This window comes from Enterobacter sp. Sphag1F (genome assembly GCF_014193275.1).
In the GTDB taxonomy this organism is placed as follows: Bacteria; Pseudomonadota; Gammaproteobacteria; order Enterobacterales; family Enterobacteriaceae; genus Pantoea; species Pantoea symbiotica.
Genome location: NZ_JACHZD010000004.1, coordinates 581,678 through 596,671, shown reverse-complemented (window position 1 = coordinate 596,671; position 14,994 = coordinate 581,678). Strand labels below are relative to the sequence as shown.

Genomic DNA, 14,994 nt, shown 5'->3' with positions numbered 1-14,994 from the left:
AGGTCGTTCCCGAGAGTGGTGAAAGAGAGGCCCTGGAAGTACCCGACAGCCAAAAGAAGAAATGCCAGTCAGGCTTAACTGACTGGCATTAGGCCCGCAGGCCCGTTTTAATCGGAAGTGATTACTGATGAGCAACTATCACATCATCTTTTACATCCATTTCGATGGTTTTTCCCGGAACCAAGGCACCAGAAAGAATCTGCTGTGCCAGCGGATTTTCAATCTGCTGCTGGATAGCACGTTTCAATGGACGCGCACCATAAACCGGGTCATAGCCATTCTCGCCGAGCAGTTTGAGCGCCTCATCGGAGATATGCAGCTGATAGCCGCGCTCCTCAAGACGTTTATACAAACGTTGTAACTGAATCTGCGCAATGGAAGCAATGTGTTTTTCGCCCAATGGGTGGAACACCACCATGTCATCGATACGGTTGATAAACTCTGGGCGGAAATGCTGCCCCACAACCGTCATCACCACCTCTTTCATTTCCGCGTAATCCAGAGAACCGAAACGTTCCTGAATAAGATCGGAGCCAAGGTTGGAAGTCATGATCACCACGGTATTACGGAAATCGACCGTGCGACCCTGTCCATCGGTTAAGCGACCATCATCCAGCACCTGCAACAGGATATTGAAGACATCAGGATGCGCCTTCTCAACCTCATCCAATAAAATCACTGAATAAGGACGACGACGCACCGCTTCAGTCAGATAACCGCCCTCTTCATAGCCGACATATCCCGGAGGCGCACCCACCAGCCGTGATACCGAGTGTTTTTCCATAAACTCGGACATATCAATACGCACCATCGCGTCATCGCTGTCGAACAGGAAGTTAGCCAGCGCTTTACACAATTCGGTTTTACCGACACCCGTTGGTCCAAGGAACAGGAAGGAACCAATTGGACGATTCGGATCCGACAAGCCGGCGCGGCTACGACGAATCGCATTCGAAACCGCTTCTACCGCTTCGTTCTGACCGATAACCCGTGAGTGCAGCTCTTGCTCCATACGCAGCAACTTATCACGTTCACCTTCCATCATGCGTGCTACAGGAATTCCGGTCCAACGCGCCAGCACATCGGCAATCTCCACATCCGTTACGCGATTACGTAACAGCTTCATGGTTTTGCCTTCAGACTGCGTAGCAATGGCTAACTGTTTCTCAAGTTCCGGAATTTTTCCGTACTGCAGTTCAGACATCTGACCCAGGTCGCCAACGCGACGTGCTTGCTCCATAGTCAGGCGCGCTTGTTCCAGCTCTGCTTTGATGTTCTGCGTGCCAGTTAAAGAGGCTTTTTCTGCTTTCCACTCTTCTTCCAGCTCAGCATATTCACGCTCTTTCTGGCCAAGTTCGCTTTCCAGCATTTCCAGACGCTTCACGCTGGCATCATCAGACTCTTTCTTCAGCGCCTGCTGCTCCAGTTTTAACTGGATGATACGGCGCTCAAGGCGATCGAGTGATTCTGGCTTCGAATCCATCTGTAAACGAATACTTGAAGCTGCTTCGTCTATCAGGTCGATGGCCTTATCCGGCAGCTGGCGATCAGAGATATAACGGTGCGACAAAGTCGCCGCAGCCACAATCGCCGGATCGGTGATCTGCACATGGTGGTGCAGTTCATAGCGTTCTTTCAGTCCGCGCAGAATCGCGATGGTATCTTCCACACTCGGCTCAGCAACAAAGACTTTCTGGAAACGACGTTCCAACGCCGCATCTTTCTCAATGAACTGACGATACTCATTCAGCGTGGTTGCGCCGACACAGTGCAACTCACCGCGAGCCAATGCTGGTTTCAGCATGTTGCCCGCATCCATTGCACCATCGGCTTTACCGGCGCCAACCATGGTATGCAGTTCGTCGATAAACAGAATGACGTTGCCTTCCTGCTTCGCCAGGTCGCTAAGCACGCCTTTGAGGCGCTCTTCAAATTCACCACGATATTTGGCGCCCGCGACCAGCGATCCCATATCCAGCGCCAGCACGCGACGGCCTTTCAGCCCTTCCGGCACTTCACCATTGATGATGCGCTGCGCTAAACCTTCGGCGATAGCCGTTTTACCGACGCCGGGTTCACCAATCAGTACCGGGTTATTTTTGGTACGACGCTGCAACACCTGAATGGTGCGGCGGATTTCTTCATCACGACCAATCACCGGATCCAGCTTGCCGAGTTCGGCACGCTCTGTAAGGTCGATGGTGTATTTTTTTAACGCCTGACGCTGATCTTCAGCCCCTTGATCGTTCACGCTGTCTCCTCCCCGTAATTGCTCGATGGCCTTAGAGAGTTTTTCCGACGTCGCGCCAACTGATTTCAAAAGATCAGCCAGCGAACCACGTGAATCGAGGGCCGCCAATACAAATAATTCAGATGATATAAAGTTGTCGCCGCGCTTTTGCGCCAGCTTGTCGCACAAGTTAAGTACCCGAATCAGATCGGCGGATGGCTGTACATCGCCATCGGTCCCTTCAACCTGCGGTAGTCGATTAATCGCTTGTTCAATGCTGGTACGCAGGCCAGCCACATCGGCACCCGCTGCGCTGAGCAACGGACGCACCGATCCGCCTTCCTGATTGAGCAATGCGCTCATCAAATGAAGGGGTTCAATGAATTGATTGTCATGTCCCAGAGCAAGGGACTGTGCATCGGCAAGTGCCAGTTGAAATTTATTAGTAAGACGATCCAGACGCATAATTCCTCCCATTACAGGTCAAAATGCTACTGGAGATTAAATGAGGTCATCCCTCAAATTTTTCAAGGTTAATGACCTGAGTTGTGAGCAAAAAATACGCTAACTGGACCGTCTTGTGGAGTAAGGTTATCTCAGCCAAATCAAAGTTGCCATACGCCCGGTGATTCCGTCGCGTCGGTAGGAGAAAAAATCATCGCGCTCCTGGAAGGTACAACGCGTAGAACCACTGATGGAATGTACGCCGGCCGCTTGTAACCGCTGACGAGCCAGCAGCCAAATATCCCCGAAGTATTTGTTACCAACCGGGCGGAAAGCTTCTTCCGCTTTGGAATCATGCGCCATAAATGCCGTTCTGACTTCCGGACCAACTTCAAATACCTGTGGCCCAATCGCCGGACCAAGCCATGCATGAATGTCATGTGGCGAGCAGTGAAACTGTGACAACGTCTGTTCCAGCACGCCATTACAGAGACCACGCCAACCCGCGTGCGCTGCAGCGACTTCACTACCATCCTTGCTACAAAACAGCACCGGCAAACAATCCGCCGTCATCACTGCGCAAACAACCCCGCTTTCACGGGTGATGGCGGCATCTGCGCGTGGTAGCGGAGCGCTGGCGGGTAAACGTGCAACCACTTGGCCATGAATCTGATCCAGCCATTGCGGCATTGCAGGTAGCGCCAGTTGCTCAACTAAATGTTGACGATTCTGCGCAACATGCGCTTCAGCGTCGCCAACGTGCCCACCAAGATTCAACGAATCCCAGGGGGCAGCGCTGACGCCGCCGTATCGCGTGGTGGAACATGCCCGAACATGCTGCGGCGCAGGCCAATCCGGGATGATCCATTCACTCATAGCCAATCCATCTGATCGCGGAATTCAAGGGTATCGGCTTTCAGCGCATCAATTAAATCGACCATATCCTGCGGCAATGGCGCATGCCATTCCATCTCAATACCGGTAATGGGGTGATAGAGACGTAACATCGTGGCATGCAGCGCCTGGCGATCAAAACCACGTAGCGTAGTGATGAACGCTTCTGATGCACCTTTTGGCGGACGCGGACGGCCTCCGTACAGCGGATCGCCCACCAGCGGATGGTTGATATGCGCCATATGTACACGAATCTGATGCGTACGACCGGTTTCGAGGCGTAAACGCAAACGCGTATGGGCACGGAAGTGCTCCATGATGCGATAGTGCGTGGTGGCCGGTTTACCCATCGGGTGCACCGCCATGTGTGTGCGTTTAGTTGAGTGGCGCGCCATTGGCTGATCCACAGTACCGCCTGCGGTCATGGTGCCAATCGCTACCGCTTCATATTCACGCGTGATTTCGCGCAGCTGCAGCGTTTCAACCAAGTGAGTTTGTGCAGGAACGGTTTTCGCGACCACCATCAAACCGGTGGTATCTTTATCCAGACGATGAACAATCCCTGCGCGAGGCACGTCAGCGATCGGTGGATAGTGATAAAGCAGTGCGTTAAGCACCGTGCCATCAGGATTACCGGCGCCGGGATGTACCACCAAACCGCGAGGTTTGTTGATAACCAGAATGTCGTCATCTTCATAGACGATGTTCAGCGGGATGTTTTGCGCTTCCCAGCGTTGCTCTTCTTCGATCTCAGCATCAATCGAGACATGCTCACCGCCAAAAACTTTTTCTTTTGGTTTATCGATGATAGTGCCGTTGACGCTGACTCGGCGCTCAAGAATCCATTCTTTTATGCGAGAACGTGAATAATCAGGGAACAATTCTGCCAAAGTCTGATCTAAGCGTTGTCCAAGTTGTGCTTCGGACACCGTTGCGGTGAGTTGAACTTGTTGTGCCATATACAGCTTCTTCGTTAACGTTGGGTTTTCACGGCGATGCCGTTTAATATAATGTGCTATCGTACCTGGTCATAACTGGGAGCTATACGGACAGCTTCTGCTACAACACTTTGAGGATAATCATTTCGTCATGACGCGTATGAAACATCTGGTGGCTGCTGCCACACTGAGCCTGAGCCTGGCGCTTGTGGGTTGTTCTGGCTCATCAGATCCAGTCCCGGACAGCCCGCCGTCTGAAATTTACGCCACGGCCCAGCAAAAGCTGCAGGACGGTAACTTTAAAGCGGCGATTAAGCAACTGGAAGCACTGGATAACCGCTATCCATTTGGTCCTTACTCGCAGCAAGTACAGCTGGATTTGATCTACGCGTATTACAAAAATGCCGATCTGCCACTGGCGCAAGCCGCTATATCTCGCTTTATGCGTCTCAATCCAACCCATCCGAATATCGACTATGTCATCTATATGAAAGGTCTGACGGATATGGCGCTGGATGATTCTGCACTGCAGGGCTTCTTCGGTATCGATCGTTCCGATCGTGATCCGACGCACGCTCGTGATGCTTTCCGTGACTTCTCGCAATTACTGCGCGGTTATCCAAACAGCCAATATGCTGCGGATGCGCAGAAACGTTTGGCATTCCTGAAAGAGCGCCTGGCGAAGTATGAACTCTCGGTGGCGCAATTCTATACCAAGCGCGGTGCCTATGTCGCTGTTGTTAACCGCGTGGAAACCATGATGAAGGATTATCCGGATACTGAGGCGACGCATGAAGCGCTGCCGTTGATGGAAAATGCTTACCGCCAGCTGCAGTTGACGGCTGAAGCCGACAAAGTAGCAAAAATCATTGCGGCAAATAATCAGTCTTGATTATGACACCCACAAAAAAGCAGCCCATGAGGCTGCTTTTTTTTATGTCATTTAGTAGATAACTCAACAATTTTAGAGATTTATCGCTGCGGTTATCCATTCAATCATGCGCCCTTCCGCACTCGTCTTCAAGCATTTCCGGCTACTTTCCCGGCCTTTCTCACAATTAAGCGGCATTGACAAAAAGTGACATTTCAATGTGATTTAGATCACACATTTTCTTAATATCCGCGGTATGCTGGTCCTACCCAGACGGAAATGACAGAGAGGTTTAACTATGATTCTGAACATTACCAGCAAACAAATGGAAATCACCGAGGCCATCCGTAACCACGTTGAAGAGCGTCTCGCCAAGCTGGAAAAATGGCAAACACATCTGATAAACCCTCACATTGTGTTATCGAAAGAGCCGAAGGAGTTTGTGGCTGATGCCACTATTAATACCCCTAACGGAACGCTGGTTGCCAGTGCGAAACATGATGATATGTACACGGCCATCAATGACTTGATTGCTAAGCTGGAGCGACAACTTAATAAAGCGCAACATAAACCCGAAGCACGTCGCGCCAATAGTAGTGTGAAAGATTTTCTTCCTACGGAATAAACAAACATCTTTAGTAACGCGCCTTCGGGCGCGTTTTTTATTGACAGCTTTAAATCACTGCGGTTACTCTCAAGCCACTTCATTTATGGAAACAACCATGAAACATCTGCCGTTCTTCTTCGCATTCTTTTTTACCTTCCCCTGATTGGGAGGCGATTCGTCATGTGAAAATGAATGCGAAGACGAACAACAAAGCCTCCCAAATGGGAGGCTTTTTTATTGGACATTTTACAGGTGAGCCCTATGAATCCCGAAAATCCGCTGCTGGCCTTGCGCGATAAAATCAGCGCCGTTGATGAAAAACTGTTAGCGCTTTTGTCGGAGCGTCGCACACTGGCTGTTGACGTTGCCCAAGCTAAACTGGCAACGCATCGCCCTATCCGAGACGTAGAACGTGAACGCGCGCTGCTGGAAAACCTGATTTCTCTGGGTAAAAAGCATCAGCTTGATGCGCATTACATTACCCGCCTGTTCCAGCTGGTAATTGAAGATTCTGTTCTTACCCAGCAAGCCTTGTTGCAAAAGAATCTCAACCATCCACACGCTCACGCGCCGCGCATTGCATTCCTTGGCCCGAAAGGTTCTTACTCACATCTTGCCGCGCGTAAATATGCCACCCGACATTTCGATTCAATGGTGGAGATTGGCTGCCTGAAATTCCATGACATTATTCATCAGGTGGAGAGTGGTCAGGCGGATTACGCGGTAATGCCGATTGAAAATACCAGCTCTGGCTCGATTAACGACGTTTACGACCTGCTTCAGCAAACCACGCTATCAATTGTGGGTGAACTGACCATTCCGATTGAGCACTGTGTGTTGGTCAACGGCAGCACTGATCTACAGCAGATCGATACGGTGTACAGCCATCCACAGCCATTCCAGCAGTGCAGCCAATTCATCAATCGCTTCCCGCAATGGAAAATCGAATACACCGAAAGCACCGCTGCAGCGATGGAGAAAGTGGCCGCGATGAATTCTCCGAAGGTTGCCGCATTGGGTAGTGAAGCGGGCGGTGAGCTGTATGGATTGCAGGTACTGGAGCGCAATCTGGCCAATCAGCAGCAGAACCATACGCGCTTCATCGTGCTGGCACGTAAAGCGATTGAGGTTTCCGCTCAGGTTCCGGCAAAAACTACGTTGATCATGGCGACTGGCCAACAAGCGGGCGCATTGGTTGAAGCGCTGATGGTATTGCGTAACCACGGCCTGATCATGAGCAAACTGGAAAACCGTCCAATCAACGGCAATCCATGGGAAGAGATGTTTTATATTGATGTGCAAGGCAATCTGCAATCAGAGAATATGCAGCTGGCGTTAACAGAGTTAAGCGGCTTAACCCGTTCATTAAAAGTTCTCGGCTGCTATCCAGGCGAGAATGTGGTGCCGGTTGAACCGCGCCTCTAAGCAAAAAGGCATCCTCGCGGATGCCTTTTGTTTTTACTGCCGGCTATCGTTCGCCGATCGCAGCATGCTTCTACTTTCGACCAGGAAGCGTTTCGCGTAATCACCAAACCAGTGTTCGACGCGCTCGAAGCTATCGATGAAGGCTTGCTTATCGCCCTGCTCGAGCAGTTTGATCGCATCGCCAAATCGTTGGTAATAACGTTTGATCAGCGCCAGATTACTCTCCGAGGACATAATAATATCCGCGTAAAGCTGTGGATCCTGCGCAAACAGACGTCCAACCATCGCCAGTTCAAGGCGGTAGATCGGCGAAGACAACGCCAACAGCTGATCCAGATTAACATTCTCTTCCGCCAGATGCAGACCATAAGCGAAAGTCGCAAAGTGACGCAGTGCCTGAATAAACGCCATATTCTGGTCATGCTCAACGGCACTAATACGATGTAACCGCGCGCCCCAAACCTGAATCTGCTCAAGGAACCACTGATAAGCTTCCGGCTGACGGCCATCGCACCACACCACAACCTGCTTCGCCAGGCTGCCGCTGTCTGGGCCAAACATCGGATGCAAGCCCAGAACCGGTCCGGTGTGCGCGGCTAGCATCGCTTGCAGCGGGCGATTCTTCACCGAGGCCAGATCGACCAGAATGCAATCTTCTGGCAACTTCGGCAGCTCACCGATAATTTGCTCTGTCAGATGGATTGGCACACTGATGATCACCATGCCCGCATCTTTCAGCAGCTCGTCCGAACGTTCCCAATCGCCTTTATCCAGAATGCGGACCTGATAGCCAGAAAGTGTCAGCATCTTTTCAAACAGACGCCCCATCTGGCCGCGGCCACCCACTATTACCACCGGACGCAGCGTAGGACACAGTGTTTTAAAGCCTTTGTCATTTTCATGCGCATAAGATTCACGCATCAAGCGACGCAATACATCTTCAATCAAATCCGGCGAGACACCGAGCGCTTCAGCTTCCTGACGGCGAGAAGCCAACATGCTGGCCTCACGCTCGGGAACATAGATCGGCAAACCGTAGCGGCTTTTAACTTCCCCTACTTCGGCTACCAGCTCCAGTCGCTTTGCCAGTAACCCAAGCAGTGCTTTATCTACTTCATCGATTTGATCGCGTAGCGCGGTCAGTTCAGCCACCATGACTCATTACACCTCGTGTGACAGACGCGCCGACAGCACTCCCTGCAGATCCTGATGGATTTCACGCAGCAACGTTTCAGTGGTTTCCCAGTCGATGCAAGCATCAGTGACGGATACACCGTATTTCATTTCGCTACGTGGCTGTTCAGAAGACTGGTTGCCTTCATGAATGTTGCTTTCCAACATCAGGCCAATGATGGAACGGTTTCCATCTTTAATCTGCGCGATAGCCGATTCGGCTACTCCAGGCTGGCGGCGATAGTCTTTGTTAGAATTACCATGGCTGCAATCTATCATTAAGGCCGGACGCAGTCCCGCTTTCAGCATCTCTTTTTCACACTGAGCGACATCTTCTGGACCGTAGTTTGGTGCTTTACCGCCGCGCAGAATCACATGTCCATCTGGGTTGCCCTGGGTTTGCAGTAAGCAAACCTGACCAGCCTGATTGATACCTACAAAACGGTGCGGCATTGCAGCGGCGCGCATGGCGTTAATCGCGGTACCAAGGCTGCCATCCGTACCATTTTTAAAACCAACCGGCATGGAAAGGCCTGAAGCCATTTCACGGTGGGTTTGTGATTCAGTGGTACGCGCACCGATCGCTGACCAGCTAAACAGATCGCCAAGGTATTGTGGGCTATTTGGATCCAGTGCTTCTGTCGCCAGCGGTAATCCCATCTCGACGAGATTAACCAGCAGCTGACGTGCGATATGCAGGCCGGCTTCCATATCAAACGAGTTGTTCATGTAAGGATCGTTGATTAACCCTTTCCAGCCGACGGTGGTTCGAGGTTTTTCAAAATAAACGCGCATAACGATGTACAGCTGATCCTTCAACTGTGCAGAGAGAGATTGCAACTGACGGGCATAGGCAAGTGCGGCTTCGGTATCGTGAATTGAACAAGGACCACAAACCACCAACAGGCGCGGATCGCGGCCCGCAATAATGTCGGCAATGGTCTGGCGAGAAGACGCAATTTGCGCTTCCTGCGCCGCAGTGAGCGGGAATTTGGCTTTCAGCTCTTGCGGGGTAATCAAAATTTGTTCGTCGGCGATATGCACATTGTTCAGCGCGTCTTTTTGCATGATTGCGATCCTTTTTACTCGTTTATGCGGTTTGGGATCCTCTGTGAGGATGGCGCTTACTTTACCACACCCTGTACATCTTGCAATCCACACATGTACACTTTTATTACCACTAAAATAAAAAACCACTTTAAAGCACATATAAGATATAAATATCATTAACTTAAACAAAACCACCAAAGCATCAAGATGTAAATAAATAATTACACAACAATAAATCCCGTTAATGATTTTTGCCAGCAGCCGAGCTAACATTTTGTTATTCATTATTTTTCAGGGATCGTGCGATGTCCATTTCGCTTGTCACACTGCGCCCTTTCACGTTGCAGGATATCGATGCTTTCACTCAAGCCGTCAACGAATCGCTAGGTACGTTAAAACCCTGGATGGCTTGGGCTCACGATAGTTATCATCCCGATGAAGCGGCCAGCTGGATCGATTTCACGCGCATTCAACGCAGTAAAGGCGAGGCGGAAGAGTTCGCTATTGTGGATGGCAACGATCGGTTGCTGGGAAGCGCCGGTATTCGTTTCGCAAAGAATCCGGACGAAAGCAGTACATTAGGGTATTGGGTGCGCAGCGATGCTCAGCGGCAAGGCGTTGCGACGCGTGCGGTGGTGCAGTTGGTCGAATTTGGCTTCCAATATCCACGTATCAATCAGCTGGAGATTCTGGCAGCAGAAGAGAATCAAGCCAGTCGCGCGGTTGCCTTACGCTGCGGCTTCACATTGGTTGATTATTGCTTTGGGCTGATCATTCTGGAGAGCGGAGCGGTGAATGGCGCAATCTATCATTTAAAGCGCTCATAAAAAAAGGGGCTGGCCAAATGGCCAACCCCTTGTTTGCTATTAACTTTGAGAAGTCGCTTACGCGCCAAGACGCTCTTTGATACGAGCTGACTTACCGGTACGCTCACGCAGGTAATACAGTTTGGCTTTACGTACAGCACCACGACGTTTAACAGCAATGCTGTCAATTACTGGAGAGTGAGTCTGGAAGACACGCTCAACACCTTCGCCGTTAGAAATCTTACGAACAGTGAATGCAGAATGCAGACCGCGGTTACGAATAGCGATAACCACGCCCTCGAATGCCTGCAGACGCTTCTTAGAACCTTCTACGACCCATACTTTCACTTCCACGGAATCACCCGGACGGAATGAAGGTACGTCCTGCTTCATCTGCTCTTGTTCAAGTTGCTTGATAATGTTGCTCATAATTAAATCTCTTATCCTGGGTAAACTGATAGTGAGGGAAGATTACTCTCCCGCCTCATCGTTTTGTTGCTGCTGATGTTCACGCTGGAACTCATTTAGCAACCGTGCTTGCTCTTCAGTCAGAGCCAGGTTTTCCAGAAGTTCAGGTCTTCTTAGCCAGGTACGGCCTAACGACTGTTTCAGGCGCCAGCGGCGAATATCGGCATGGTTGCCCGACAGTAAAACTGGCGGAACTTCCATCCCTTCTAACACTTCAGGTCGGGTGTAGTGCGGGCAATCCAGCAAACCATCCGAGAACGAATCCTCATCGGCTGACGCCTGTTTCCCCAGTACGCCGGGAATAAACCGGGCGACCGAGTCAATCAACGTCATGGCTGGCAGCTCACCGCCACTGAGAACGTAATCACCGATTGACCATTCTTCATCAATCTCTGTGTGAATCACGCGCTCATCTATCCCTTCATAGCGACCGCATACCAGAATCAACTTCTGATTGGTCGCCAGTTCGCAAACGCCCTGTTGGTCCAGTTTGCGTCCCTGAGGTGAAAGATAAATCACCTTAGCGCCTTCTCCCGCCGCCGCTTTCGCTGCGGAGATGGCGTCCCGTAAGGGTTGCACCATCATCAACATTCCCGGTCCGCCGCCGTAAGGACGATCGTCCACGGTACGGTGCCGGTCATGCGTGAAGTCACGAGGACTCCAGCTTTGAATGTCGAGCAGGCCATTTTTTACTGCCCGGCCAGTTACCCCGTACTCGGTAATAGCGCGAAACATCTCTGGAAACAGGCTAATAACACCAATCCACATCGCGTTCGCCGTTACGTTACCGGATTGTCCGGAGATCAAAAACCAGGATCCCAATCTACTTCAATAAGGCCAGTAGAGAGATCGACTTTCTTGATAACCTGTTCATCAAGAAACGGAATTAACCGCTCTTGCGCACCGAATGCATCCTTCAGGTTTGCCTTAACGACGAGAACGTCGTTCGATCCGGTTTCCATCAAATCAATGACTTTGCCCATCTCGTAGCCTTCGAGGTTCACTACTTTCATACCCATAAGGTCTTTCCAGTAGTAATCGCCTGCTTCCAGCGCTGGCAGCTGCGTGGAGTCGACCGTAATTTCGCAATTGGTCAACTGTGCCGCAGCGTCCCGATCGTCAATGCCTTTGACTTTGATGATCAGGTCCTGATTGTGGTGCTTCCAGCCCTCGAGTTCGACCTGCTGCCATTTACCGGCGCGCTGGATGAACCAAGGTTGGTAGTCGAAGATGCTTTCAGCGTCTTCAGTGGAGGAAAACACTTTGAGCCAACCCCGAATTCCGTAAGCCGCGCCCATTTTTCCCAATACAATCGGGTTAACGGGAGGCTGCCCGGCAGGTTTAATGCTCATGCTCACCACCGTGACAGATTAAGCTGCTTTCTTTGCTTCTTTGATCAGCGCGTTAACGCGATCAGAAAGCGTTGCGCCCTGGCCAACCCAGTGCTCAATACGGTCCAGATCCAGACGCAGACCTTCAGCCTGACCAGAAGCGATCGGGTTGAAGAAACCTACGCGCTCGATGAAACGACCGTTACGAGCATTGCGGCTGTCAGTTACGACGACCTGATAGAACGGACGCTTTTTAGCGCCGTGACGTGCCAAACGAATTGTTACCATAACATCCTCATTAGTTAATAAAGCGCTCGGGCCCCATCGAGGAACGGGGCCCGAGCGCGATATAAAAAGCCCGAAAATTTTACTCATTTTGGCGCAAAAAGCAACCTGAGTGTGTCAAATAACCGGCTTTCTGTGCGGCCGCCTTAGCGACCAGGGAATCCAGGCGGCATCATACCTTTCATGCCACGCATCATTTTGGCCATGCCGCCTTTCTTCATTTTCTTCATCATGCGCTGCATATCATCGAACTGTTTCAGCAGTCGGTTGACGTCCTGCACCTGCATGCCTGAGCCCAGCGCAATACGACGTTTGCGCGAACCCTTGATAATTTCTGGCTTTTCACGCTCTTTACGCGTCATCGAATTGATGATGGCTTCCATGCGAACCAGCACTTTGTCATCCATCTGTGATTTCACGTTGTCTGGCAGCTGTCCCATGCCCGGCAGTTTGCCCATCAGGCTCGCCATGCCGCCCATGTTGCGCATCTGCTTCAACTGCTCAAGGAAGTCGTTGAGATCAAAACCGTCGCCGGTTTTCAGTTTCTTCGCCAGTTTCTCCGCCTGATCGCGGTCAACTTTGCTCTCAATATCTTCGATCAGCGACAGAACATCGCCCATGCCAAGAATGCGCGACGCGATACGCTCTGGATAGAAAGCTTCCAGCGCTTCGGTCTTCTCGCCCATCCCCATAAATTTGATTGGCTTGCCGGTGATGTGACGAATCGACAGCGCCGCACCACCGCGCGCATCACCATCGACTTTCGTCAGGATCACACCGGTCAGCGGCAGCGCTTCGTTGAAGGCTTTCGCGGTGTTGGCGGCATCCTGACCGGTCATGGCATCGACCACAAACAGCGTTTCCACCGGATTGATCGCGGCGTGTACCTGTTTGATTTCGTCCATCATCGCTTCATCGACGTGTAAACGACCGGCGGTATCCACCAGCAGCACATCGTAGAATTGGACTTTGGCTTGTTTCAGCGCGTTCTGAACAATGTCGACCGGCTTTTGACTCAGATCTGACGGACAGAAATCAACGCCGACCTGCTCAGCCAGGGTTTCCAGCTGTTTGATCGCCGCTGGGCGATAAACGTCAGCAGAAACCACCAACACTTTCTTCTTGTGCTTCTCGCGCAAGAATTTACCCAGTTTTGCCACGCTGGTAGTTTTACCGGCACCTTGCAAACCGGCCATCAGCACCACGGCTGGCGGCTGAGCATTCAGATTGAGCGCATTATTTTCAGCGCCCATCGCCGCAACCAGTTCATTGCGCACGATTTTGATGAACTCCTGGCCTGGCGTCAGGCTTTTGTTCACATCGTGGCCAACGGCGGCCTCTTTCACGCGATTAATAAATTCACGCACCACCGGCAGCGCAACGTCAGCTTCCAGCAGCGCCATGCGAACTTCACGCAGCGTGTCTTTGATGTTGTCTTCGGTCAGCCTTCCGCGGCCGCTGATATTGCGCAGGGTTTGCGACAAACGATCGGTTAAATTATCAAACATGCTCTCTCACTTAGAACCGTAGCGAGGCCGCCATAGGCGACACAATGCGGCGGATTATAACACGAAGACGAAGCGATCTCTGCAATTGACCGTCAGATCGTTTGGAGCCTGCTGCTGCTGGCGCTATACTGCTTTTTTCCTTATCTGACCGATACCTGAAAGGATCTATGTTCGTTTTCGCGATCGTGGCGCTGTTCGCCTACTCCCTCAGCCTTGCATTGATCATTCCCAGCCTGCTTAAACGCAACGGTGGCTGGCGTCGTTTTGCTGTGCTTTCTGCCTGCGTGGCGCTGATTGCGCACGCAGTTGCCCTGCAGCAGCGCATTTTTGCTGTTGATAACGGGCAAAACCTCAGCCTGCTCAATATCGGCTCGCTGGTTAGCCTGCTGATCTGCGCCATCATGACGATTGTCGCCTCGCGTAATCGTGGTTGGCTGCTGCTACCGATTGTTTACAGCTTTGCGTTGATAAATCTGGCCTTTGCCACCTTTGTGCCGAATGCCTTTATTACGCATCTGGAAACCACACCGGGCATGATGGTGCACATCGGCCTGTCGCTGTTTGCCTATGCCACGCTGATCATTGCGGCACTGTATGCGCTGCAGCTGGCGTGGATCGATTACCAGTTGAAAAATAAGAAACTGGCTTTCACTCAGGATATGCCGCCGCTGCTCAGCATTGAGCGCAAAATGTTCCACATCACGCAGATTGGTGTCGTGCTATTGACGCTGGTGCTGTGCACCGGTTTGCTCTTCATGCATAACCTGTTTAGCGCTGAGAATGTGGATAAAGCGGTTCTTTCCATCATTGCCTGGTTTGTCTACATCGTTCTGCTTTGGGGACACTATCGTGAAGGCTGGCGCGGACGCCGCGTCGTGTGGTTTAACTGTGGCGGCGCATTGCTGCTAACCATGGCCTATTTCGGCAGCCGCGTTCTTCAGCACCTGCTCACCTCTCACTAAGG

16 protein-coding genes and 1 other annotated feature are annotated in these 14,994 nt (G+C 51.4%); of the genes, 6 read left to right on the top strand and 10 right to left on the bottom strand.

The annotated features are described in order from the left end of the window. Positions 1-121: 121 nt before the first annotated feature. The 3 genes from clpB to rluD all read right to left on the bottom strand — a co-directional run bounded on the left by clpB (position 122) and on the right by rluD (position 4,527). On the bottom strand, positions 122-2,695 hold the full coding sequence (gene clpB, locus FHW71_RS16170; RefSeq protein ID WP_179452283.1) for an ATP-dependent chaperone ClpB: 2,574 nt from the start codon (positions 2,693-2,695) through the stop codon (positions 122-124). A gap of 126 nt (positions 2,696-2,821) precedes the next feature. Next, on the bottom strand, positions 2,822-3,550 hold the full coding sequence (gene yfiH / locus FHW71_RS16165; protein WP_179452282.1) for a purine nucleoside phosphorylase YfiH: 729 nt from the start codon (positions 3,548-3,550) through the stop codon (positions 2,822-2,824). Continuing rightward, positions 3,547-4,527 carry a 23S rRNA pseudouridine(1911/1915/1917) synthase RluD gene (gene rluD, locus FHW71_RS16160; RefSeq protein WP_008109013.1) on the bottom strand — a complete coding sequence of 327 codons (981 nt, stop codon included), beginning with the start codon at positions 4,525-4,527 and terminating at the stop codon, positions 3,547-3,549. Before rluD ends, yfiH begins: the two co-directional genes overlap by 4 nt. Positions 4,528-4,657: 130 nt before the next feature. Between rluD and bamD the strand changes: the two genes are divergently transcribed. The 4 genes from bamD (at position 4,658) to pheA (ending at position 7,409) form a co-directional block, all read left to right on the top strand. Continuing rightward, a complete protein-coding gene (gene bamD, locus FHW71_RS16155; RefSeq protein ID WP_008109011.1) occupies positions 4,658-5,398 on the top strand; it encodes an outer membrane protein assembly factor BamD in 741 nt (246 codons plus the stop codon). A gap of 277 nt (positions 5,399-5,675) precedes the next feature. After that, positions 5,676-6,002, top strand: coding sequence for a ribosome-associated translation inhibitor RaiA (raiA, locus tag FHW71_RS16150; RefSeq protein ID WP_008109009.1), 327 nt, complete (start codon positions 5,676-5,678; stop codon positions 6,000-6,002). A gap of 96 nt (positions 6,003-6,098) precedes the next feature. After that, positions 6,099-6,223: a sequence feature (Phe leader region), on the top strand. Then, positions 6,100-6,147 (top strand): pheA operon leader peptide PheL, encoded by a 48-nt coding sequence (gene pheL, locus FHW71_RS16145; RefSeq protein ID WP_100703679.1) that lies wholly within the window; start codon positions 6,100-6,102, stop codon positions 6,145-6,147. It overlaps the preceding feature by 48 nt. 22 nt (positions 6,224-6,245) lie before the next feature. Continuing rightward, complete coding sequence (gene pheA / locus FHW71_RS16140) at positions 6,246-7,409, top strand: bifunctional chorismate mutase/prephenate dehydratase (protein WP_179452281.1); 1,164 nt, start codon at positions 6,246-6,248, stop codon at positions 7,407-7,409. Positions 7,410-7,442: 33 nt separating this feature from the next. Here the strand turns inward: pheA and tyrA are convergent, their stop codons facing one another. Next, positions 7,443-8,564, bottom strand: a complete 1,122-nt coding sequence (gene tyrA / locus FHW71_RS16135; protein ID WP_061719956.1) for a bifunctional chorismate mutase/prephenate dehydrogenase — start codon at positions 8,562-8,564, stop codon at positions 7,443-7,445. A gap of 6 nt (positions 8,565-8,570) precedes the next feature. Then, positions 8,571-9,650 (bottom strand): 3-deoxy-7-phosphoheptulonate synthase, encoded by a 1,080-nt coding sequence (locus tag FHW71_RS16130; RefSeq protein ID WP_061719955.1) that lies wholly within the window; start codon positions 9,648-9,650, stop codon positions 8,571-8,573. Between the two features lie 287 nt (positions 9,651-9,937). On the opposite strand from FHW71_RS16130, the gene FHW71_RS16125 reads away from it, so the two are divergent. Next, positions 9,938-10,459 carry a GNAT family N-acetyltransferase gene (locus FHW71_RS16125; RefSeq protein ID WP_179452280.1) on the top strand — a complete coding sequence of 174 codons (522 nt, stop codon included), beginning with the start codon at positions 9,938-9,940 and terminating at the stop codon, positions 10,457-10,459. Between the two features lie 57 nt (positions 10,460-10,516). On the opposite strand, the gene rplS is transcribed toward FHW71_RS16125, so the two are convergent. The 5 genes from rplS to ffh form a co-directional block, all read right to left on the bottom strand. Continuing rightward, complete coding sequence (gene rplS / locus FHW71_RS16120) at positions 10,517-10,867, bottom strand: 50S ribosomal protein L19 (RefSeq protein ID WP_007893316.1); 351 nt, start codon at positions 10,865-10,867, stop codon at positions 10,517-10,519. 42 nt (positions 10,868-10,909) lie between these two features. Next, positions 10,910-11,674, bottom strand: coding sequence for a tRNA (guanosine(37)-N1)-methyltransferase TrmD (trmD, locus tag FHW71_RS16115; RefSeq protein WP_036649673.1), 765 nt, complete (start codon positions 11,672-11,674; stop codon positions 10,910-10,912). A gap of 35 nt (positions 11,675-11,709) precedes the next feature. After that, entirely contained in the window at positions 11,710-12,258 is a 549-nt protein-coding gene (gene rimM, locus FHW71_RS16110) for a ribosome maturation factor RimM (protein WP_008108998.1), read from the bottom strand. Between the two features lie 18 nt (positions 12,259-12,276). Beyond that, entirely contained in the window at positions 12,277-12,525 is a 249-nt protein-coding gene (gene rpsP / locus FHW71_RS16105) for a 30S ribosomal protein S16 (RefSeq protein ID WP_007893313.1), read from the bottom strand. Positions 12,526-12,668: 143 nt separating this feature from the next. Next, on the bottom strand, positions 12,669-14,030 hold the full coding sequence (ffh, locus tag FHW71_RS16100) for a signal recognition particle protein (RefSeq protein WP_008108995.1): 1,362 nt from the start codon (positions 14,028-14,030) through the stop codon (positions 12,669-12,671). A 167-nt stretch (positions 14,031-14,197) separates the two neighbouring features. Here ffh and FHW71_RS16095 point away from each other — a divergent pair, with 167 nt between their 5' ends. After that, positions 14,198-14,992, top strand: a complete 795-nt coding sequence (locus FHW71_RS16095) for an inner membrane protein YpjD (RefSeq protein WP_008108993.1) — start codon at positions 14,198-14,200, stop codon at positions 14,990-14,992. Positions 14,993-14,994: the final 2 nt, after the last annotated feature.